The 22173-nt window shown below is 67.7% G+C and carries 17 protein-coding genes and 1 other RNA gene; 10 read left to right on the top strand and 8 right to left on the bottom strand.

Going from position 1 to position 22173, the window contains the following annotated elements; genetic code table 11:
- The first annotated feature begins 2 nt into the window (after positions 1 to 2).
- From argH to lysA, 3 genes are all read left to right on the top strand, one after another.
- On the top strand, positions 3 to 1400 hold the full coding sequence (gene argH / locus XAN126_RS0100430) for an argininosuccinate lyase (protein WP_024276626.1): 1398 nt from the start codon (positions 3 to 5) through the stop codon (positions 1398 to 1400).
- A 98-nt stretch (positions 1401 to 1498) separates the two neighbouring features.
- Entirely contained in the window at positions 1499 to 1813 is a 315-nt protein-coding gene (locus XAN126_RS0100425; RefSeq protein WP_155982181.1) for a lipoprotein, read from the top strand.
- A gap of 125 nt (positions 1814 to 1938) precedes the next feature.
- Positions 1939 to 3207 carry a diaminopimelate decarboxylase gene (lysA, locus tag XAN126_RS0100420; RefSeq protein ID WP_024276624.1) on the top strand — a complete coding sequence of 423 codons (1269 nt, stop codon included), beginning with the start codon at positions 1939 to 1941 and terminating at the stop codon, positions 3205 to 3207.
- Positions 3208 to 3250: 43 nt separating this feature from the next.
- Here the strand turns inward: lysA and XAN126_RS0100415 are convergent, their stop codons facing one another.
- The 4 genes from XAN126_RS0100415 to XAN126_RS0100400 form a co-directional block, all read right to left on the bottom strand.
- Complete coding sequence (locus XAN126_RS0100415; RefSeq protein WP_024276623.1) at positions 3251 to 4264, bottom strand: esterase-like activity of phytase family protein; 1014 nt, start codon at positions 4262 to 4264, stop codon at positions 3251 to 3253.
- Positions 4261 to 6159, bottom strand: a complete 1899-nt coding sequence (gene cobT, locus XAN126_RS0100410; RefSeq protein WP_024276622.1) for a cobaltochelatase subunit CobT — start codon at positions 6157 to 6159, stop codon at positions 4261 to 4263. The genes XAN126_RS0100415 and cobT overlap by 4 nt, the downstream gene beginning before the upstream one ends.
- A gap of 124 nt (positions 6160 to 6283) precedes the next feature.
- Positions 6284 to 7267: a cobaltochelatase subunit CobS gene (gene cobS, locus XAN126_RS0100405; RefSeq protein WP_024276621.1), complete on the bottom strand. Its 984-nt coding sequence runs from the start codon at positions 7265 to 7267 to the stop codon at positions 6284 to 6286.
- A 103-nt stretch (positions 7268 to 7370) separates the two neighbouring features.
- Positions 7371 to 7982, bottom strand: coding sequence for a J domain-containing protein (locus XAN126_RS0100400; RefSeq protein ID WP_024276620.1), 612 nt, complete (start codon positions 7980 to 7982; stop codon positions 7371 to 7373).
- Between the two features lie 241 nt (positions 7983 to 8223).
- Between XAN126_RS0100400 and XAN126_RS0100395 the strand changes: the two genes are divergently transcribed.
- The 3 genes from XAN126_RS0100395 to gyrB all read left to right on the top strand — a co-directional run bounded on the left by XAN126_RS0100395 (position 8224) and on the right by gyrB (position 11848).
- A complete protein-coding gene (locus XAN126_RS0100395; RefSeq protein ID WP_024276619.1) occupies positions 8224 to 8523 on the top strand; it encodes a BolA family protein in 300 nt (99 codons plus the stop codon).
- Positions 8524 to 8571: 48 nt separating this feature from the next.
- On the top strand, positions 8572 to 9288 hold the full coding sequence (gene queC, locus XAN126_RS0100390) for a 7-cyano-7-deazaguanine synthase QueC (protein ID WP_024276618.1): 717 nt from the start codon (positions 8572 to 8574) through the stop codon (positions 9286 to 9288).
- A gap of 133 nt (positions 9289 to 9421) precedes the next feature.
- Positions 9422 to 11848, top strand: coding sequence for a DNA topoisomerase (ATP-hydrolyzing) subunit B (gene gyrB / locus XAN126_RS0100385; RefSeq protein WP_024276617.1), 2427 nt, complete (start codon positions 9422 to 9424; stop codon positions 11846 to 11848).
- Positions 11849 to 11893: 45 nt separating this feature from the next.
- Here gyrB and rnpB read toward each other — a convergent pair.
- Positions 11894 to 12262, bottom strand: an RNA gene (rnpB, locus tag XAN126_RS27420) — RNase P RNA component class A.
- Positions 12263 to 12470: 208 nt separating this feature from the next.
- Between rnpB and XAN126_RS28065 the strand changes: the two genes are divergently transcribed.
- Positions 12471 to 13208: a hypothetical protein gene (locus tag XAN126_RS28065; protein WP_155982180.1), complete on the top strand. Its 738-nt coding sequence runs from the start codon at positions 12471 to 12473 to the stop codon at positions 13206 to 13208.
- 19 nt (positions 13209 to 13227) lie between these two features.
- Here the strand turns inward: XAN126_RS28065 and ligA are convergent, their stop codons facing one another.
- Positions 13228 to 15366 carry an NAD-dependent DNA ligase LigA gene (ligA, locus tag XAN126_RS0100380; RefSeq protein ID WP_024276616.1) on the bottom strand — a complete coding sequence of 713 codons (2139 nt, stop codon included), beginning with the start codon at positions 15364 to 15366 and terminating at the stop codon, positions 13228 to 13230.
- Positions 15367 to 15525: 159 nt separating this feature from the next.
- Between ligA and XAN126_RS0100375 the strand changes: the two genes are divergently transcribed.
- A complete protein-coding gene (locus tag XAN126_RS0100375; RefSeq protein ID WP_024276615.1) occupies positions 15526 to 17523 on the top strand; it encodes a cytochrome c in 1998 nt (665 codons plus the stop codon).
- A gap of 182 nt (positions 17524 to 17705) precedes the next feature.
- Here the strand turns inward: XAN126_RS0100375 and XAN126_RS0100370 are convergent, their stop codons facing one another.
- A complete protein-coding gene (locus tag XAN126_RS0100370; RefSeq protein ID WP_024276614.1) occupies positions 17706 to 18008 on the bottom strand; it encodes a hypothetical protein in 303 nt (100 codons plus the stop codon).
- Positions 18009 to 18171: 163 nt separating this feature from the next.
- The gene (locus XAN126_RS0100365) at positions 18172 to 18897 is read right to left on the bottom strand and encodes an arylesterase (RefSeq protein ID WP_024276613.1); all 726 of its coding nucleotides are present in this window, start codon (positions 18895 to 18897) and stop codon (positions 18172 to 18174) included.
- On the opposite strand from XAN126_RS0100365, the gene XAN126_RS0100360 reads away from it, so the two are divergent.
- Positions 18896 to 19615, top strand: a complete 720-nt coding sequence (locus XAN126_RS0100360; RefSeq protein ID WP_024276612.1) for an ABC transporter ATP-binding protein — start codon at positions 18896 to 18898, stop codon at positions 19613 to 19615. The two genes, XAN126_RS0100365 and XAN126_RS0100360, sit on opposite strands and share 2 nt — an antisense overlap.
- Positions 19612 to 22158, top strand: a complete 2547-nt coding sequence (locus XAN126_RS0100355) for an FtsX-like permease family protein (protein WP_024276611.1) — start codon at positions 19612 to 19614, stop codon at positions 22156 to 22158. Before XAN126_RS0100360 ends, XAN126_RS0100355 begins: the two co-directional genes overlap by 4 nt.
- Positions 22159 to 22173 lie beyond the last annotated feature (15 nt).

Below are 22173 nucleotides of genomic sequence, written 5' to 3'. Positions count from 1 at the left end.
TCATGAGCAACAAGATGTGGGGCGGGCGCTTCAGCACTGCCCCCGACGCCATCATGGAGGAGATCAACGCCTCCATCGGCTTCGACCAGCGTCTTTATGCGCAGGATATCGCCGGTTCAAAGGCGCATGCGGCCATGCTGGCCGCCCAGGGCATCGTGGCGGCGAAAGATGCCCAGAAGATCACCAAGGGTCTAGACACGATCCTGTCAGAGATCGAGGCGGGCAAGTTCTCCTTCCGGCGCGAGCTGGAGGACATCCACATGAACGTGGAATCGCGCCTCGCCGAGCTCATCGGCGCCCCGGCCGGGCGCCTGCACACCGCCCGCTCGCGCAACGATCAGGTCGCCACCGACTTCCGCCTCTACGTGCGCGACACGGTGGACGCCCTCGACGCCCAGCTCGCCGATCTCCAGCGGGCGCTGGCCGAGAAGGCGCTCGCGCATGCGGCCACGGTCATGCCCGGCTTCACTCATCTGCAGACGGCCCAGCCGGTGACCTTCGGCCACCATCTGATGGCCTATGTGGAGATGATGGCGCGCGACCGCAGCCGCTTCGCCGACGCGCGGGCGCGTCTCAACGAATGCCCGCTGGGCTCGGCGGCGCTGGCCGGCACCTCCTTCCCCATCGACCGCGAGGCGACGGCGGCGGCGCTCGGCTTCGACCGGCCCACCGCCAACTCGCTCGATGCCGTCTCCGACCGCGATTTCGTGATGGAGACGCTCTCGGCCGCGTCCATCTGCGCCATCCACCTCTCGCGCTTCGCCGAGGAGGTGGTGATCTGGACCTCGCCGTCCTTCGCGCTGGTGAAGCTGTCCGATGCCTTCACCACCGGCTCGTCCATCATGCCGCAGAAGCGCAATCCCGACGCCGCCGAGCTGGTGCGCGCCAAGGCCGGGCGCATCATCGGCGCGCTCACCGGCATCCTCGTGGTGATGAAGGGCCTGCCTTTGGCCTATGCCAAGGACATGCAGGAGGACAAGGAAGGCGCGTTCGATGCCTTCTCGGCCCTCTCCCTGGTGATCGCCGCCACTGCCGGCATGGTCCGCGACCTGTCGCCGGACGAGAAGCGCATGGCCACGGCCGCCGGCCAGGGCTATTCCACCGCCACCGACCTCGCCGACTGGCTGGTCCGGGCTCTGAACATCCCGTTCCGCGAGGCGCACCACATTACCGGGCGCATCGTGGCGCTGGCCTCCGACCGCGGCATTGCGCTGCACAAGGTGCCGCTCGAGGACATGCAGGCGGTGGACAAGCGCATCACCGGCGACGTCTTCTCCGTTCTGTCCGTGGTGCGCTCGGTGCGCAGCCGCACCAGCTATGGCGGCACCGCGCCGCAGCGCGTGCGCACCCAGGCGCGGCGCTGGCTGAAGCGCCTCGGGGCCGCCCCGGACGCGACCTGATGCCGGCCAAATGGAGCCCCCGGCCGGCCCGGGGGCTCGCCTTTGCCGCAGCGCGGGCTATAGTGGCGCCGACCTTGATGCCAATGGCATGGACGAAGATGCGAACCCTTGCGACCCTGATGGCCCTCTGCGGCACCCTCGCCCTCGCGGCGTGCGGCGTGAAGGGTCCGTTGGAGCCCCCGCCCGGCGCCCATGCGGCGGCCCCCCCGCCGAAGCCCGCCACGGCTACGGCTGCGGCGGATTCCAGCAGTTCCTACACACCACCCAAGACGGCGGCGGAGTTCAACGAGAGCGCGGTTCCGCACGCCTCCTGGGAGAAGAAAAAGACCTCCGGCTCCTCCAGCAGCTCGGACAAGCTGCTGAAGGGCATCGACCGCCCCGACCAGCCGCTCCTCATCGACGGTCTGCTCTGATCCGCAGGCCCGAAGGCTGCGCTGAACGGCCTTCTGCACAGCAACCCCTTCCTCGCTCCCCGGCGCCCGCCTGACGGCGCCACCCCGGCCGGGCGCGCAGAACGAGCCTCCGACAAGCCGCCCCGATGCACCATTTCGACTATCGCAACGGCCGCCTCCATGCCGAGGACGTGGACCTCACGTCCCTCGCCGCCGAGGTGGGCACGCCCTTCTATTGCTACGCCACCGCCACGCTGGAGCGGCACTATCGCGTGTTCATGGAGGCGTTCGCCGGCCGCGACGTGCTGCTGTGCTACGCGCTGAAGGCCAATTCCAACCAGGCGGTCATCTCCACCCTGGCCCGGCTCGGCGCGGGGGCCGACATCGTTTCTTCAGGCGAGCTGATGCGCGCCCGCGCCGCCGGCGTGCCGGGCGACCGCATCGTCTTCTCCGGCGTCGGCAAGACGCGGGAGGAAATGGGTGAGGCACTGGACGCCGGCATCCTCTGCTTCAATGTGGAGAGCGAGCCGGAACTGGATGCCCTGTCGCAGGTCGCCCTGTCCAAGGGCGTGACGGCGCCGGTCTCCATCCGCGTCAATCCGGACGTGGACGCGAAGACCCACAAGAAGATCTCCACCGGCAAGTCGGCCACCAAGTTCGGCATCCCGATCTCCCGCGCGCGGGACGTGTACGACTACGCCGCGCGCCTGCCCGGCCTCGCCATCTCCGGCGTGGACATGCACATCGGCAGCCAGATCACCGACATGGCGCCGTTCGAGAACGCGGTGACGCTGCTCGCCGAGCTGGCGCGTGACCTCATGGCCGCCGGCCACAGGCTGCACCACATGGACCTCGGCGGCGGGCTCGGCGTGCCCTATGCCGCCTCCGACCCGGTACCGCCCTCCCCCGCCGCTTATGCCGAAGTGATCGGGCGGGCGCTCGGCGACCTGAAGCTGCCGCTGGTGTTCGAGATGGGACGGATGCTGGTGGCCAATGCCGGCATCCTCGTCACCCGCGTGATTTACGTGAAGAAGGGGGAGGGCAAGACCTTCGTGGTGGTGGACGCCGCCATGAACGACCTCATCCGCCCTACCCTTTACGAAGCCCACCACGACATCGTGCCGATGGCCGAGCCGGCGGCCGGCGCCGCCCTGGTGATCGCCGACGTGGTCGGCCCGGTATGCGAGACCGGCGATTTCCTCGCCCTCGACCGGCCGCTGCCGGAGGTGAAGCCCGGCGACCTGCTGGCGGTGATGACGGCGGGGGCCTATGGCGCCGTGCAATCCGGCACCTACAACACCCGCGCCCTCGTCCCTGAGGTGCTGGTGCGTGGACCCCAAGCGGCGGTGGTCCGCCCGCGGGTCGACCCCGCGGCGCTGATCGCCCTCGACCGGCCGGCGCCCTGGCTGGATTGAACCGGCTGGACTGAAGCGGCGCGACCACTCGACCTGCCGCGCCTCAGTCCCCCGACACCGCGAAGCGCAGCAGAATGGTGCGCTGGAGCGGGCTGAAATTGTCGTCGGAAATCATGGTCAGCAAGATCTCGCCGGCGGCGCTTCGGGTGACGCCGAGGCCTTCCATATTGTCGATCTCATGGCTCATGTCGAAGCGCCCCAGCACCTCGCCGGTGATGCGCGCGCCCGGCTTCACCTCGCTTGCGGGGAAGCGGCGGAGCTGCATGTTGACGCCTTCGAGCGGCGAATAATGACGCTCCAGAAGGTAGAAATTACCATCCGGCCCCAGCGCGAGGTCGGTGGCGTCGAACGGGCCGCTCTTGGTCACGGTGAAACCGCCGGGCGCGGGGCCACCGATGATGAAGCCCGGCAGGTCGTCCGCCTTCTTCGCCCCCTCTTCCCCGATGGCGATGAGCGCGCCCTTGAGCGGACCTGAGGGCATGAAGGCGAGGCTTTCGAGGCCGGTGTTGCGCCTCAGCCCCTTGATGGCCGGCGCCGGCACCAGCGTGCCGCGCTGGCCAAGGGCATCGCGCGGGTAGCGCCAGATCTCGTTGATGGTCTCCATCGCCACATAGGCGGCATCGGGCGCGAGGGTGACGGATTCCACGTCCTCGCGGGCGTTTTCGGCCTGCACCTTGCCATCCGCATCGAGCAAGGCCGCCGCTTTTACGTCGGCGAGGCCGGTGGGGCGGTCATTCTCCGTCACGAGGCGGCCGGAGAGGAACAGGCCGGCATCGGTGATGGCGAGGAAGTGCCCGTCCTGCTCCAGCGCGAAGCCGGAGATGCCGCCGAAGCCGGGAAAGGGTGAGGTCAGCACCAGCCCGCCAAGGAACCGCAACGGGCCGAACTGGGTCAGCTCGTCCCCGCGCTTGAAGGTGACGACCGGCTGTGCCGTGACCGTGATGGCCACGGGCTCGGGCGGCAGCGCGCCCGGCTTGGAGAAGGCGAGATTGAACAGCAGTGCGCCGCCGAGAATTCCGGCGGCGACAATGCCTAAAGCGCGCAGGCCCCGCTTCAATGCAGGCGGCCGCCCCGCGACGCCCCCTTGCCGCCACCGCCGGGGGTTTCCTCGAACAGCTCGGCGAGCTTCTCGGTCATCACCCCGCCCAGCTCCTCGGCGTCCACGATAGTGACGGCGCGACGGTAGTAGCGCGTCACGTCGTGGCCGATGCCGATGGCGATGAGTTCCACCGGCGAGCGGGTCTCGATCTCGGTGATGATGTGGCGGAGGTGCCGTTCCAGATAGTTGCCGGCGTTCACCGACAGCGTGGAATCGTCCACCGGCGCGCCGTCGGAAATCATCATCAGGATGCGCCGCGCCTCGGTGCGGGCGAGCAGGCGCTTGTGCGCCCAGTCCAGCGCCTCGCCGTCGATATTCTCCTTGAGGAGGCCCTCGCGCATCATCAGGCCGAGGTTGCGGCGCGCCCGGCGCCACGGGGCGTCGGCCGACTTGTAGATGATGTGCCTGAGATCGTTGAGGCGGCCGGGGGCGGCGGGCTTGCCGGCGGCGAGCCAGGCCTCGCGGGACTGGCCGCCCTTCCAGGCGCGCGTGGTGAAGCCCAGCACCTCCACCTTCACCCCGCAGCGCTCCAGCGTGCGGGCGAGGATGTCGGCGCAGGTGGCGGCCACCGTGATGGGCCGGCCGCGCATGGAGCCGGAATTGTCGATGAGCAGCGTCACCACCGTGTCGCGGAAGTCGGTGTCGCGCTCGCGCTTGAAGGAGAGCGCCGCCATGGGGTCCATGATGACGCGCGGCAGGCGCGCGGGATCGAGCACGCCCTCCTCCAGGTCGAATTCCCAGGCACGGTTCTGCTGTGCCAGCAGCTTGCGTTGGAGCCGGTTGGCGAGGCGTGCCACCACGCCCTGGAGATTGGCGAGCTGCTTGTCGAGATAGGACCGGAGACGGGCCAGTTCCTCGGGATCGCAGAGATCCTCGGCGGAGGTCTCCTCGTCGAACTTGGTGGTGAAGGCGTGGTATTCCGGCCCGCGATTGTCGTGGGTCATCGGCGGACGCGGGGACCACGGCTCGGCCGGCTCCTCGCTGTCGCCCATCTCGGTGCCATCCGGCACGTCGGCGGGGGGCGCGGCCTCGCTCTGGGCGGCAGAGTCGGGCATCTCCTCCTCGGAGAGCTCGGCCTCCATCTCGGTGGCGCCCTGCTGGCTGTCGTCCTCGCGGCTTTCGCCGTTCTCTCCGCCCTGCTCCTCGGCGCCGCCCTCGTTCTCGTTCTCCTCGGGCTCCTGCTCGGTGTCGAGGCCGCTTTCCTCGCCCATGTCGAGGGAGGCGAGGAGATCACGGGCGATCTCGCCGAACTTCTTCTGGTTCTCGATGCTGTCGATGAGCCGCGCGAGGTCGCCCTCGGCCCGCTCCTCGATGAAGGGGCGCCAGAGGTCCACCACGCGCCGGGCATCGGGGGGCGGGGGCTCGCCGGTCAGGCGCTCACGCACCATCAGCGCTACCGCGTCGGCGATCGGGGCCTCCGAGCGCTCGGTGATGTCGGCGAAATTGGCGCGGTGGTAGCGGTCCTGCAGCATGGCCGCGAGGTTGCGCTTCACGCCCGGCATGCGGTTGCCGCCGATGGCTTCCACCCGCGCCTGCTCCACCGCCTCGAACACGCCGCGGGCGACTTCGCCCTGGGGCAGCATCTTGCGATGCACACCCGGATCATGACAGGCGCGGCGCAAGGCGAGGGAATCCGCATGGCCGCGCACGATGGCGGCGTCCTGGAGGGTGAAGCGGCGCGGCGGCTCGGGCAGGCGCACCCGGTCCGGACCGAGCGCCGGACGCTCGGAGGCGAAGGTCACCTCGAACTCGGAGACGCCGGCGATGGCCTTGAAGCAGCCGGTGACGGCGCGCTTGAACGGCTCGGACGGCGCTTCCTTGGGGGCCTTGCCGGTGGTGCGGTTGGTGGCCATGGCGCGTGCTTCTTCGGCTCTTGCGTCTTCGAGAAGCGCTTCGCGAAGAGGCGCCTCCTGCGGGGAAACAGGCAGCGCCGTGGCGCAGCCTGTTCAATGCAAGGCGCGGCTGAGCCGCACCGGTTCAGGACAGAGCGACGTTCACCGTGCTCTCGGTCAGCTCCTGGCCGAAGCAGCGCTGGTAGAACTCCGCCACCAGCGGGCGCTCCAGTTCGTCGCACTTGTTGAGGAAGGTGACGCGCAGGGCGAAGGCGATGTCGCGGAAGATGTCCGCGTTCTCGGCCCAGGTGATGACCGTGCGCGGGCTCATGACGGTGGAGAGATCGCCGTTCATGAACGCCTGCCGGGTGAGGTCGGCGAGGCGGACCATCCGGTTCACCGTGTCGCGGCCTTCCACGTTCTGGAAGTGCTTCGCCTTGGCGAGGACGATGTCCACTTCCTTGTCGTGGGCGAGATAGTTCAGCGAGGTGACGATGGACCAGCGGTCCATCTGCGCCTGGTTGATCTGCTGGGTGCCGTGGTAGAGGCCGGTGGTGTCGCCGAGGCCGATGGTGTTGGCGGTGGCGAACAACCGGAAGGCGCCGTGGGGGCGGATCACCCGGCTCTGGTCGAGCAGGGTCAGGCGGCCGGACGACTCCAGCACGCGCTGGATCACGAACATCACGTCCGGGCGGCCCGCGTCATATTCGTCGAACACGAGGGCGACGTTATTCTGGTAGGCCCAGGGCAGGATGCCGTCGCGGAATTCGGTGACCTGCAGGCCGTCCTTCACCACGATCGCATCCTTGCCGATGAGGTCGATGCGCGAGATGTGGCTGTCGAGGTTGATGCGGACGCACGGCCAGTTCAACCGCGCCGCCACCTGCTCGATATGGGTGGACTTGCCGGTTCCATGGTATCCTGTGACCATCACGCGACGATTGCGCGCAAAGCCGGCCAGGATGGCCAGGGTGGTCGGCCGGTCGAACAGGTAATCAGGGTCCAGCTCGGGGACGTGGGAGTCGGCTTCGGAGTAGGCCGGAACCTCCATGTCGATATCGATGCCGAACGTCTGGCGAACCGACACCTTCATGTCCGGCATCGGGGCAGTGGTCTCCAAACCGCTCATAACTCCTCCGTCGGCGCGCCCCGCGCGCCCCATTTCGTGTCCGTATCCATCACGGCGCGGTCCGAGGAGCCGCCTCCGCGTCGCCGGCAATCCTGAGGACCGCTCAGCAGAAACCTGCCTGCTTGAGGCTGTTGTAGGCCTGGATGACGCTGCGCAGGCGGTCCTCCGAGGAACGGTCGCCGCCGTTCGCGTCGGGGTGGTGCAGCTTCACCAGTTCCTTGTAGCGGGCCTTGATCTCGACCGCGCTGGCCGACATTTCGAGGCCCATCACCTCCAGCGCCCGCCGCTCCGCGGTGCGCACGATCTTGCCGTCCGGCTCCGGCCGGTCGGCACGGAAGGTGCCGCCCATCTCCGCGGTAAAGCCAAAGGGATCGCGCATGCCGTCGCCGGTGTCCGCGCCCGGCCGGCGGCCGCTGGCACCCTTCATGCCCATCTTCCAGGTGGGGCGATGGCCGGTGAGCGCGTCCTTCTGGTAGGCATACACCGCGTCGTCGGTCATGCCCGAGAAATAGTTGTAGGACTGGTTGTACGCCTTCACATGGTCGAGGCAGTAGGACCAGTACTGGCCTTCCTGATGCCGCCCCTTGGGCGCCTTGTGCGTGCCCTCCGCCGTGCAGCCCGGCCACTGGCAGCCCGTAAGCGACAGCCGGGGGCGATGCCGGTCGTCGGCGGGCTTGACCCGGATGCGGTCGAAAAGGGGGGAGTCGAATTTCATGGCCGATCGATTATGTGCGTCGTTCCGCGGCGCGGCAAGGAATTGCGGTGCAGCGCGTGGAGAAAGCGCCATGCCACAGGGGTAGCGGGGGATGTGACGTCGGGAGCGGAAGCGGCTGTGCCGGCCTCATCGTGACCGAGGGTGGCAGGCCGCGACAAGCCCCATATAATGCCGCCCACGCGGGAGCGCCATAACCGGCCGCTTTCTTCGGTCCATTCCTTTTCACAGAAGCCTTTTCATCATGTCCCACTCTTCCCTTTCCGACATCCGCCAGACGCTCGAAGCCGGCCTCAGCCCCCTCGCCCTCGAGCTTGAGGACGAGAGCCACAAGCATGCCGGCCACGCCGGCGTGATGCATGATCACAAGGGCGCCAATCGCGGCGACGGCGGCATCACCCACCTCAGGGTGCGGGTGGTCTCCCCGAGCTTCACCGGCAAGAGCCGGGTGGAGCGGCACCGCATCGTCAACGGCCTGCTTCAGGGCGAGATTGCGCGCGGTCTGCACGCCCTGGCCATCGAGGCCAAGGCGCCGGGTGAATGAACCGCCCCCGGCGAATGAGCCTGGATTCGGTAAAGGGGTCACCTGCGCATGGCTGAGGCCGCGTTGCATCGGGAAGAGGGCGCGCTGGTCCTCTTCTCCGGCGGGCAGGATTCCGCCACCTGCCTCGCCTATGCATTGGAGCGCTTCGGCCGGGTGGAGACCCTGGGCTTCGACTACGGCCAGCGCCACGCGGTGGAACTGGAGCGCCGCCCGGTGCTGCGCGCCGCCTTCCGCGCCCTCAACCCGCTGTGGGCCACGCGGCTCGACGCCGACCACGTGCTGGACCTGCCCGTGCTCGGCCAGATCTCGGACACGGCCCTGACCCGCGACGTCGCCGTCCACATGGAGGCGAACGGCCTGCCGAACACCTTCGTGCCCGGCCGCAACCTCGTCTTCCTCACCTTCGCCGCCGCCCTCGCCTATCGCCGAGGGCTCCGCCACATCGTCGGCGGCATGTGCGAGACGGACTTCTCGGGCTATCCCGACTGCCGGGACGACACCATCAAGGCCATGCAGGTGGCCCTGAACCTCGGCATGGAGAAGCGCTTCGTCCTCCACACCCCGCTCATGTGGATCGACAAGGCCGAAACCTGGCGTCTCGCCGAGCATCTGGGCGGGCGTCCGCTGGTGGATCTCATCGTCGAGGAGACCCACACCTGCTATCTCGGCGACCGCGGCCACCGCCACGCCTGGGGCTATGGCTGCGGTGAATGCCCCGCCTGCAGGTTGCGGGCGGATGGATTTGCACGCTACAGCGCCGGCTGAATGGCCCCTAAATGGCCGCCGAGCCTCGGAAAACGCAGGAAAACAAGCCGAGCCGCCACCAAATAGCCGCCGCGTTGCGTTAGATTTGCTACACCTCAGATCGCTAAGTCGCAGAATCGAATCGGAAGTCCCCATGGCCGAACCCGTGCCCGCCGAGTCCCCCGACGACTACGGCGCCCAGTCCATCCAGGTGCTCAAGGGCCTCGATGCGGTCCGCAAGCGTCCCGGCATGTACATCGGTGACACGGACGACGGCTCGGGCCTGCACCACATGGTCTACGAGGTGGTGGACAACGCCATCGACGAGGCGTTGGCCGGCTGGGCAAAGGAGGTCACAGTCACACTGGAGGCCGACGGCTCGGTCACCGTGACCGACGACGGCCGCGGCATCCCCACCGACCTCCACCCGGAGGAGGGCGTCTCCGCCGCCGAGGTCATCATGACCCAGCTGCACGCGGGCGGTAAGTTCAACCAGAATTCCTACAAGGTCTCCGGCGGCCTGCATGGCGTGGGCGTCTCGGTGGTCAACGCTTTGTCCACCATCCTTGACCTCACCGTCTGGCGGGACGGCAAGGAGCATTTCATGCGCTTCCGCCACGGCGACGCGGAAGCCCCGCTCAAGGTGGTGGGCCCGGCGCCGGCGGGCAAGCGCGGCACCAAGGTGACGTTCACGCCTTCGCCTCTGACCTTCACCCGCATCGAGTTCGACTACGCGACGTTGGAGCATCGCCTGCGCGAGCTGGCCTTCCTCAATTCCGGCGTGCTCATCGTGCTCACCGACGCGCGCGGCCCCGAGCCGAAGCGCGAGGAGCTGCATTACGAGGGCGGCGTCGAGGCCTTCGTGAAGTATCTCGACCGCAACAAGACCGCGCTCATCGCCAAGCCCGTGGTGATCCGCGCCGAGAAGGACGGCATCACGGTGGAGGCCGCGCTTTCGTGGAACGACGGCTACCACGAGAACGTGCTCTGCTTCACCAACAACATTCCCCAGCGCGACCGCGGCACCCACTTCACGGGCTTTGCCGCCGCGCTGACCCGGCAGGTGCTGGGCTATGCCAACTCGTCCGGCATCTCCAAGAAGGAGAAGGTGGACCCCACCGGCGAGGATTGCCGCGAGGGCCTCACCGCCGTGCTCTCGGTGAAAGTGCCCGACCCGAAATTCTCCTCCCAGACCAAGGACAAGCTCGTGTCCTCGGAAGTCCGCCCGGTGGTGGAGAACCTGGTCGGCGAGGCGCTCGCCAACTGGTTCGAGGAGAACCCCGCCGAGGCCCGAAACGTGATCGGCAAGGTGGTGGAAGCCGCCGCCGCCCGCGAGGCCGCCCGCAAGGCGCGCGACCTCACCCGCCGCAAGAGCCCGCTGGACGTGGCCTCGCTGCCCGGCAAGCTCGCCGACTGCCAGGAGAAGGACCCGGCCAAGTCCGAGATCTTCATCGTCGAGGGTGACTCGGCCGGCGGCTCCGCCAAGCAGGGCCGCGACCGCGCCTTCCAGGCCGTGCTGCCGCTTCGTGGCAAGATCCTCAACGTGGAGCGCGCGCGCTTCGACAAGATGCTGTCGTCCGAGCAGATCGGCACGCTCATCACCGCGCTCGGCACCGGCATCGGCCGGGACGACTTCAATCTCGAGAAGCTGCGCTACCACAAGATCATCATCATGACGGACGCCGACGTGGACGGCGCCCATATCCGCACCCTGCTGCTCACCTTCTTCTTCCGGCAGATGCCGGAGATCGTGGACGCAGGCCATCTCTTCATCGCCCAGCCGCCGCTCTACAAGGTCGCGCGCGGCAAGTCCGAGACCTACCTCAAGGACGAGAAGGCGCTGGAAGATTACCTCATCACCACCGGGCTGGATGAGGCTTCTCTCCACCTTGCCTCCGGCGAGGTGCGCACCGGCGCCGACCTCGCCCATGTGGTGGACGTGTCGCGCCAGCTCCGCAGCGCCCTCGCCGCGCTCCATCCCCGCTACAACCGCGCGGTGGCCGAGCAGGCGGCGCTGGCCGGTGCCTTCGCTGCGTCCGCGCTGGAAGACGAGGCCACCGGCACCGCCGCCGCCGTCGAGGTGGCCCGCCGCCTCGACGCGCTGGCGGATGAGACAGAACGCGGCTGGACCGGCCTCTGCGACGAGACCGGCTATGCCTTCTCCCGCACCGTCCGCGGCGTCGCCGAGGTGGCGCGGCTCGATCACGCCTTCATCGCCTCCCCCGAGGCACGCCGGCTCGACACCCTCGCCCGCGACCTCGACGGTGTGTTCGCCGCCGCCGCGACCCTCAAGCGCCGCAGCGACGAGCAGGTGCTGTTCGGCGCCGTGGATTTGTTCGACGCCGTCACCGATTCCGGCCGCAAGGGCCTCTCGCTCCAGCGCTACAAAGGCCTCGGCGAGATGAACCCCGAGCAGCTCTGGGAGACGACGCTGGACATCAACGCCCGCTCCCTCCTCCAGGTGCGCGTGAAGGAAGTGGACGCCGCCGACGACCTCTTCAGCCGCCTGATGGGCGACACGGTGGAGCCCCGCCGCGAGTTCATTCAGGAGAATGCGCTGCGCGCCAGCGTGGACGTGTGAGGGGACGCGGCCGGGCGCCGCGTCACTCGTCCTATTTCCGAGGGAAACACCAGCCGGCCTGTAAGCCGGGTTCTGTACGGCGGGCTTGCGCCCGCGTGGCGACCATTCCTCTGGGACGCCGGTTGCCCGGCGCCTCTAGCAGTCAACCCGGACGGCGCCCCGTAGACAGGGGTGGTTTCCCGTGCCGTCCCTATTCGACTTTGCTCCCGGTGGGGTTTGCCGTGCCGCTCCCGTTGCCGGTCGCGCGGTGGGCTCTTACCCCACCGTTTCACCCTGGCCCATGCACGCATGGGTGGTTTGATTTCTGTGGCACTTTCCCTAGGGTCGCCCCCGCCGGACGTTATCCGGCACCGTGTCTGCGTGGAGCCCGGACTTTCCTCGACACCGAAATGCCGCGGCCGCCCGGCCGGCTGGTCGGGGAGGAATGGGGGTTTCGGGCGGGGGCGTCAAGTGCTTATCTCTCTATCGTCGCTGAAGCCATGCGTCTGCGGTATTTCAGCGGCTCCCAAAGGAATTCAATATTCTATTTTGAATTTCGGCTTCATTTTTGCGAAGTTCCGATGGGAAATTTCACGCAAGAAAACGTGTCAAAGTATCTCGCGCTCCAACCATGGGGACAAGAATGTCGATTGATAAGCCATTTCCGAGAACGTGGCGCCCGTACATAATGTCTGCCGCGATCGGATATATGCGAGATTTAGGATACGCGAAATCGCCAGAAAACTACATAAGAGCGTTTAATCTAATTGAAAAAGATATGTCTGATTTATTCTATTTTATCGAACCGGATGAGATAAATATTAACACGTACTCACATCGAATACATGAATTGTTCATGAGAACGTGCATTGAAATTGAGGCAAACCTTAAGGCGATAATGACCGAAAATGGAGCCATCGAGCCTGATCGTGGGTTCAATATGAGTCACTATAGGAAAATCGAAAAGACACATAAATTAAGCGAGTATGAAGTGACCATCGTCGAGTGGACGGGTGGCCATTTAAGGACAAGACGGCCATTCAACGATTGGGGGAACGGTGATAATTTATCTTGGTATCAATCATATAATTCGGCAAAACATGATCGACAAAATGAATTTATCAAATCAAATCTAAAAAATTTAACAGATGCCGCTTGTGGACTGGCAGCTTTGATAGGTTCTCAGTTCAGGGATTATAAGCATTTGGAGGTTGATGGGGTTGTTGAGGCGATAGATCGTTCTGGTTATTTGGATAAGTACGCAATAAGCGATCTTTTATTGCTGAAGCATCCCATTTCATGGTCAAATGACGAGAAGTATAATTTTAACTGGAACGATCTTCAGAGAAGCTCAAACCCATTTGGCAAGCTCGCCTTCTGATTGGATCATAACGCAAAGATCACCCCACCAGCTCGAACCACTCGTCCTCGGTGATGACCTTAACCTCCAGCGCCTGCGCCTTCTCCAGCTTGGAGCCCGCGCCCGGCCCGGCCACCACGAGGTCTGTCTTGGCGGAGACGGAGCCCGCCACCTTCGCGCCCAGCCGCTCGGCCATGGCTTTCGCCTCGTCGCGGGTCATCTTCTCCAGTGAGCCGGTGAAGACCACCGTCTTGCCCGCCACCGGGCTCTCGGCGGCGACGCGCTCCATGGGCGTGGGCGTCACCTCCGCGAGCAGGGCCGCGACCACCTCGCGGTTGCGCGGCTCCTGGAAGAACTCGATGACGGCTTCCGCCACCACGTCGCCCACGCCGTCGATGGCGAGCATTTCCTGCCAGGCCTCGTTGCCCTTGGGGTACTCCTCGCCCGGGATCACGGCGGCCAGCGCGCCGGCTTCCAGCGCTTCCACCGTTCCGTAATGGCGCATGAGGCGCTTGGCGTTGGTCTCGCCCACATGGCGGATGCCGAGGGCGAAGACGAAGCGGTCCACCGCCACGTTCCGACGCGACTGGATGGCCGCGAACAGGTTCGCCGCCGAGGTCTTGCCCCAGCCCTCCCGGTTCTCCAGCCGCTGGAGGGAGCGCGCGTTGCGCGCCTCCAGAGTGAAGATGTCGGCGGGGGAGGCGATCAGTCCCCACTCGTAGAAGGCCCGCACCTGCTTCTCGCCCAGCCCTTCGATGTCAAAGGCGTTGCGCGACACGAAGTGCCGCAGCCGTTCCACCATCTGCGCCGGGCAGATGAGGCCGCCGGTGCAGCGGCGCACCACGTCCATCTTGCCCGTCTTCGTGTCCACCTCGCGCACCGCGTGGGAACCGCAGGCGGGGCACAGGGTGGGGAACTCATACGGCTTCGACCCCGCCGACCTCTTCTCTTCGATCACCCGCACCACCTGCGGGATCACGTCGCCGGCGCGCTGCACCACCACCGTGTCGCCGACGCGGATGTCCTTGCGGGCGATCTCGTCCTCGTTGTGCAGGGTGGCGTTGGCCACCACCACGCCGCCCACCGTCACGGGCAGCAGCTTGGCCACCGGAGTGAGGGCGCCGGTGCGACCCACTTGGATGTCGATGGCCTCCAGCACCGTGGTCGCCTGCTCGGCCGGGAATTTGTGGGCAATGGCCCAGCGCGGCGAGCGGGAGACGAAGCCGAGGCGCCGTTGCAGGTCGAGCCGATCCACCTTGTAGACCACGCCGTCGATGTCATAGGGCAGGCTCGCCCGCTGCGCCTCGATGGAGCGGTAGTGGGCGATCAGCTCCGCCGCGCTGGTCACGCGCACCATGAGAGGGTTGGTGGAAAAGCCCCAGCGGGCGAAGGCTTCCACCATGCCGTGCTGGGTCTCGGCCGGCAGCGGCGTCGCCTCGCCCCAGGCATAGGCGAAGAATTTCAGCGGCCGCAATGCGGTGATGGCGGGATCGAGCTGGCGCAGCGAGCCGGCCGCCGCATTGCGCGGATTGGCGAACACCTTCTCTTCCGCCGCCGCCTGCCGGGCGTTCAGCGCCTCGAAATCAGCCTTCGCCATGTAGATCTCGCCGCGCACGTCGATGACGTCGGGCACGCCGCGGCCGTGCAGCCGGTCGGGGATATCGGCGATGGTGCGCACATTGGCGGTGACATCCTCTCCCTCGGCGCCGTCGCCGCGGGTGGCGGCCACCTCGAGGCGACCCTCCAGGTAGCGCAGAGAGCAGGAGAGGCCGTCGATCTTTGGCTCTGAGGTGAAGGCCACCTCCTCTTCCGCCCCGAGCCCGAGGAAGCGCTTCACCCGCGCCACAAACTCCTCGACCTCATCGTCGGAGAAGGCGTTCTGCAGGGAGAGCATGGGCACGCCGTGCACCACCTTGCCGAACTTCTCCGACGGCGCAGCGCCCACCTTGGCGGAGAGGCTGTCCTCGCCCACGAGGCCGGGAAAGCGCGCCTCGATGGCCTCGTAGCGGCGGCGCAGGGCGTCGTATTCGGCATCGGAGACGACCGGCGCGTCCTCGCGATAATAGGCCGCGTCGTGGCCCTTGATCTCCTCGGCGAGGGCTGCGTGCTCGGCGGCGGCGTCGGAGGGCGAGAGGTCCTCCACGGTGAGGGAGCGCAGGGGCAAAGCGGGCTTGGTCATCGTCGGCGGTTCCCGGCAGGCGTCCGCCGTTGCGGGCGGGGGCAGCAGCTATATCCACTCCGCGAGATTTTCGTTCAATCGCGCCGGGTGATTTTCGATCAATGTCGCCTTCCTGAAAAATGTCTAAGGTACGCCGACGCGAATCTCATGGGGGATGAAATGGTCAGGGTGTCCCGATACACGCGCCGGCTTGCGGCGCTTGCCGCCGCCACTTTTCTCGGCGCCGCAACGCCAGCCCTGGCGCAGTTCGCCCCGGACCCGTCAGCCGATCCGGCCCTCGTGGCGCGGGGCGAGTACATCGCCAAGGCGGCGGATTGCATGCCCTGCCATACCGGGGACAAGTCGAAGCCCTTCGCCGGCGGCCTCGCGCTGAACACGCCCTTCGGCGCCATCTACTCGCCCAACATCACGTCCGACCGCACCACCGGCATCGGCCAGTGGACCTATGATCAGTTCGTGAATGCGGTGCGCAACGGCATCCGCAAGGACGGGGCCTATCTCTACCCGGCCATGCCGTTCGACGCGTACACCGAGATCACCGACGACGACATGAAGGCCCTGTGGGCCTATGCGCGCGCCATCCCGCCCATTCCCAACACCCCGCCGGACAACCAGCTGGAATTCCCGTTCAACATCCGCCTCGGGATGCTGGCGTGGCGCGAGCTGTTCTTCGATCAGGGCCGCTTCCACCCGACCGCGGGCAAAAGCGCCGAGTGGAACCGCGGCGCCTACCTCGTCAACGCCCTCGGCCATTGCGGCGATTGCCACACCCCGCGCAACCTGATGGGCGCGACCAAGGCCAAGGCCGCCTTCCTCGGTGCCGACATCGACGGCTTCTGGGCGCCCGACATCGACACCGCCTCGCTCAAGAAGACCTGGACGCCGGAGACGCTGGCCAACTTCTTCGCCACCGGTTCGGCGCCGGGCAAGACCTCGGTGTTCGGCCCCATGGCCGAGGTGATCCATGATTCCGTGAGCAAGATGACCGCGCAGGACCGTGCTGCGCTCGTCACCTACCTGTTCGATGCGCCGCCCCCGGCCGACAAGCCGGCAGTGCAAAAGGCGTCCCCGCTTTCCGCCGACGTCTATGCGCGGGCGTCCAAGCTCTACATCGACAATTGCGCCGTCTGCCACATGGACAAGGGCGCCGGCCGCACCGACACCATCCCCGCGCTCGCCGGCAACCCGGCCGTGATCGCGGCCGAGCCCTACAACATCATCATGGCAGTGTTGGGCGGCCTGCCGGCGGGCGGCACCTACGGTGCCATGCCCTCCTTCGCCGGCCGGCTCAACGACCAGCAGGTGGCGGACCTCGCCAATTACGTGCGCACCTCGTGGGGCAATGCGGCCGCGCCGAACGTGACCCCCTCCATGGTCGCGGCATGGCGCGCCGCCGCGGCGCCGGACTACGGCACGCAGGCGGCCTCCGCCTTCACCTGCCCCGATGTGGGCGGTGCTCCCGGCTCGGATGGCCCGGACGCGAAGGCGGTGGCCGCGCTCTCGGCCATGATGGCCGGCGGCCAGCGCTCCATTCCCATGATGGTGGACACCTACAAGGCCGCCTCCGGCTCGTCCGGCTCGGGCACGATCGTGGATGCGCTCACCGCCGCCTATTGCCCCGTTGTGGCCAAGAGCAACGCGCCCGACTGGCAGAAGACCGCCGAGCTGCGCCGCTTCACCCTTCAGGCCGCCATGGAAGTCTCGCGTCGCACGATCTCCGGTCCGGTGGACAGCCAGCCCATCGCCTGGGCGCTGCCGGTGGGTCCCGGCCTCGTGCTGAAGGAGCCCGCCAGCCTCGCCGACAAGCTGGCCTGCCCGGCCGATGACGGCAAGGCGGTGCCGACCGACCTCTCGGCAGGGGCGGCCAAGCTGCTCACCGGCGTGAAGCCCCCCATGCAGGGCGCGGCCATCGCTTCCGCGGCGACCACGCTCTACCAGCAGAACCCGAAGGCCCGGCCGTCCGACGTCGCCAACGCCCTCATCGCCTCCTATTGCCGGATCGTGACGGGGGTGAAGACCTCGTTGGCGGAGCAGAACGCGCTGCTCAACCAGTTCGCCGGCCAGGCGGTACAGACGCTCCAGCTGCTGCCCCCGCGCAAGACGGTGGTGGAGGCTGCCCCGGCCGCGACGCCGGCTGCGCCTGCCAAGAAGAAGTGAGGCGAGGCCCCGGCCTGTCCGGGGCCTTACTCGCCGGCAGTCTCCGGCGTGCTGCCGGACTGAGGCGCAGGGCGATGTTCAGGGTCCGTTAACCCTGTTTCATGTGAAACGGCCGCTCCGGAAACCGGGGCGGCCGTTCGCTTTTGTGCCGGAAAATCGGAGAGGGCGGCGCCCCCCGGGCGTCAGTCGTGGCTTTGAAGGCCGTCGTGGACCTCGAACACCACGTTGCCCTGCCGCCAGGCGAATGGGGCGCCGGGGTCCTGCACCTTGATCTCGCTCTGGGGAATGAGCTTGTCGCAGAGCATCACCAGGATGTCCTCGATGGGTGCGGTGGTGTCGTTCTCCTCGGTCATGCGATCGATGGAGATTTCGCCGCCTTCCACGCCGTCGTCTTCCATGTGGACGATGAAGATTTCTTCATGGCCGTGGATGCCGTGGGCGGTAACGCGGAACGTTTCTCCCTGATACTCAAATTCCCGGACCATTGTTCATTCTCACTGTTGTCATTGAAAAATACGCTGGGACGCAACGGTACAAGCGGGGCAACCCCCAAAAAGCGGCGAAATCTAGAATCGTGACTATGGATTGGTCAAGACCTGATCGGCCTAGGTCAAACTGATTAAATAGTGAGCAACAGACCGGTGCCCGTTATCGCGCCGCCGTTTCGCGGGCACGCACCACCAGTTGCTCCGCCGTGGGCAGGATGCCGGCGACGATGCGGTCCACCCCCTCGGGCGTGGGATGGAGCCCGTCCGGCAGGTTCAGCGCCCGGTCGCCGGCGATGCCTTCGAGGAAGAAGGGATAGAGCAGCACGCCCTCGGCTTCGGCGATGTCCGGGAAGATCTTGTCGAACGCCTCGCGGTAGGGCCGGCCCATGTTGGGCGCCGCCTTCATGCCGGCGAGGAGCACGGTGATGCCGCGCTTGCGCAGCCGCTGGACGATCTCGGTGAGCGCCTTGCGCGTCACGGCCGGATCGAGCCCGCGCAGCATGTCGTTGGCGCCCAGCTCCACGATCACCGCATCCGTGCCCTGCGGCACCGACCAGTCTAGGCGCGCGAGGCCCTGCGAGGCGGTCTCGCCGGAGACGCCGGCATTTTCTACCTTCACGTCCAGCCCTTTTGCCCGGAGCGCGACCTCAAGGCGGGCCGGGAAGGCGGCGGAGCGCGGAATGCCGTAGCCGGCGGTCAGGCTGTCGCCGAAGGCGACGATGCGCAGCGGCGCCGCTTCCGCCCCTGACGCGAACGTGAAGACGAGGAAAGCGGCGATCAGCCCCGCCAGCGCCTTAAATGCCGGTTCCCATGGCGCAGCCGGCAGGTATCGCCTTCTTCCCTGCCCCCCCCGACACAGCACCGGACGCACGGCAAATCCTGGCATGGACGATCTTTCCTCTCCGCTTCGCACCATCGCGCTGAAGCATGTGGACCTTTCCCTCGGCACGGGGGCGGCCCGGGTTCATGTCCTGAAGGACATCTCTGTCGAGATCGGGGCAGGCGAGGCCGTGGGCCTCGTCGGCCCTTCGGGGTCCGGCAAGTCGACGCTGCTCATGGTGATGGCCGGGCTGGAGCGGGTGGATTCGGGGCAGGTGAGCGTCGCCGGCACGGACATCACGCGCCTCGGCGAGGATCCTCTGGCGCGCTTCCGTGGCAGGCATGTGGGCATCGTCTTCCAGTCCTTCCACCTCATCCCGACCATGACCGCGCTGGAGAACGTCGCGGTGCCGCTGGAACTCGCCGGCCGCGCCGACGCCTTCGACCGCGCGCGGCAGGAACTCGCCAATGTGGGCCTCGCCGAACGGGCGCAGCATTATCCGGGCCAGCTCTCCGGCGGCGAGCAGCAGCGCGTGGCGCTGGCCCGCGCCCTCGCCCCCGAGCCGCCCATCCTCGTCGCCGACGAGCCCACCGGCAATCTGGACGAGGCCACCGGCCGGCAGGTCATGGACCTCATCTTCTCCGTCCACCGGGCGCGCGGCACGACGCTGGTGCTCGTCACCCACGATGCGGCGCTCGCCCGCCGGTGCAGCCGGGTGCTGCGCCTGCGCTCGGGGGTGATCGAGGAGGACAGCAAGTCCGGCCTCGAGGTGGCCGCCCGATGAGCCGTGCTTCTTCGCGGCTTCCCGTGCCGCTGCGTCTCGCCCTGCGTGAACTGCGCGGTGCGCGGCGGGGCTTCGGCATCTTCCTCGGCTGCCTCGTGCTGGGCGTTACCGCCATCGCCGGCATCGGCTCCTTCGCCGGTGCCCTCACCCAGGGGCTGGAGCGGGAGGGCCGCGCCATCCTCGGCGGCGACGCCGGCTTCAGCGTCGTGCAGCGGGAGATGACGGCGGAAGAACGCTCCAGCCTCGACCGCCACGGCACGCTCGGCTCCGTCGCCTTGCTGCGCGCCATGGCCCGGACCGAGGCGGGCGATGCCTCCCTCGCCGAGGTGAAGGCGGTGGACGACACCTATCCCCTCGTCGGCACGGTCGGCCTCGATCCGCCCATGCCCGTTGCGGACGCATTGAAGGAAAAGAACGGTGTGTTCGGCGCCGCCGCCGATCCGGTGCTGCTCGGCCGGCTCGGCGTGAAGGCCGGGGACCGCATCCGGCTGGGCGATGCCACCTTCGAGGTTCGCGCCACGCTCACCAGCGAGCCGGACAAGCTCTCCTCCGGCGTCGGCCTCGGCGCCCGCCTCCTCGTCTCCCAGGCCGCGCTCCCGGCCACCGGCCTCATCCAGCCCGGCAGTCTCGTGCGCTGGAGCTACCGGTTGCTGCTGGACAATCCCGCCCCGGAAAACCTGAAGGCGGTGATGGGGGAGGTGCGCGAGCCTATGGGCCGCGCCGGCTTCGAGGTGCGCACCCGCGACGGCGCGACACCCCAGCTGGCGCGCAATGTGGGGCGCATCAGCCAGTTCCTCACTCTCGTGGCCCTCACTGCGCTGCTGGTGGGCGGGGTGGGCGTCGCCAATGCGGTGTCGAGCCATCTCGCCGGCAAGCTGGAGGTCATCGCGACCCTGAAAGCGGTGGGCGCGACCCGCCGCGACGTATTCCTGACCTATGGCGCGGAAATCGGCCTCATCTCAGCCTTCGGCATCGTGCTCGGCCTGCTTCTGGGTGCAGCGCTGCCCTTCGCCGCCACCGCTGCCATCGGCGCGCTGGTGCCGTTTCCGCTCGATCCGCAGCTCGACTGGGCGGCGCTGGCGCGGGCGGCGCTCTACGGGCTGGTGGTCGCCGCCGTGTTTTCGGTGATCCCGCTGGCGCGGGCGCAGGAAGCGCGGGTTTCGGCGCTGTTCCGGGATGGCATCGGCGAGATGCGGCGGCGCATTTCCCTGCCCTATCTGCTGCTTGTCGGCGGCCTCGGCGCGGCGCTGGCGGTGCTCGCCCTTTTCACCTCCGACGACAAAAGGGCCGCCGCGATCTTCCTCGCCGCCGCCGCCGCCGTGTTCGTGCTGCTGCGTCTGGTCGCCTCCGGCCTCATGGCCCTCGCCCGGCGGGCGCCCCGGCCGCGCGGCGCGGCGGCGCGCCTCGCCCTCGGCAACATCCACCGGCCCGGCGCGCTCACGCCTTCGGTCGTGCTCTCGCTGGGGCTGGGCCTGTCCCTGCTGGTGGGAATCTCGCTGGTGGACGCCAGCCTCAACCGCGAGCTGAACGGCCCCGTGCGGGAGAATGCGCCGAGCTTCTTCTTCGTCGACGTGCCGAACAGCGAGGAAGCCGAATTCCGCGCCTTCCTCGCCGAGCAGGCGCCGGGGGCGGTGGTGAAGTCCGTGCCCATGCTGCGTGGGCGCATCACCCATGTGAAGGACATCCCCGCGGAGGAGGTAAAGCCGCGCCCCGATGCCGCCTGGGTGCTACAGAGCGACCGCGGCATCTCCTCCTCCGCCATCGTGCCCGAGGGCTCCACCGTGGTGGCCGGAAAATGGTGGACGGGAGACGAGACTGAGCCCCTCGTTTCCTTCGACAGCGAACTGGCCACCGGCCTCGGCCTCAAGCTCGGCGACACGGTGACGGTGAGCGTGCTGGGCCGCAGCGTCACCGCCCGCATCGCCAACCTGCGACAGGTGAAGTGGGAGCGGCTCGGCATCAATTTCGTCATGGTGTTCTCGCCCGCGACCTTCGCCGGCGCGCCCTATACGGTGCTCGCCACCCTCGCCTTCCCGGATGGCGGCGACACGGCGCGGGAGATCGCGCTGCTGAAAGCCATGGCCGCGCGCTTCCCCGCCATCACCACGGTGCGGGTGAAGGAGACGCTGGAGGAGGCACAGCGGATGCTGGACAACCTCTCCCTCGGCATCCGCGCGGCCAGCCTCGTCACCCTCATCACCTCCGTCCTGGTGCTCGCCGGAGCGCTCGCCGCCGGGCGCGAGCGGCGCATCTATGATGCGGTGATCCTCAAGACGCTGGGCGCCACCCGTGGCCGGCTGACCCTCGCCTATGGCCTCGAATACGCTGGCCTCGGCCTCGCCACCGCCATCGTCGCGGCTGCGGCGGGCACGGCGGCGGCCTGGGGTGTGGTGACGCAGGTGATGGAAATCCCCTTCACCTTCGCCCCCCTTCCCGCCTTCGGCGCAGTGGTGGCGGCGCTGGCGGTGACGCTGGTGGTCGGGCTGCTGGGTACCCTTCGGGCACTTTCGGCGCCCCCTGCGCGGGTGCTTCGACACCTTTAGCCAAGTATTTGGCGG

It is taken from the genome of Xanthobacter sp. 126, from assembly GCF_000526175.1.
Lineage (GTDB): Bacteria > Pseudomonadota > Alphaproteobacteria > Rhizobiales > Xanthobacteraceae > Xanthobacter > Xanthobacter aminoxidans.
Note: the sequence above shows the minus strand (reverse complement) of the source record. Positions and strands in the feature narration are given on the sequence as shown.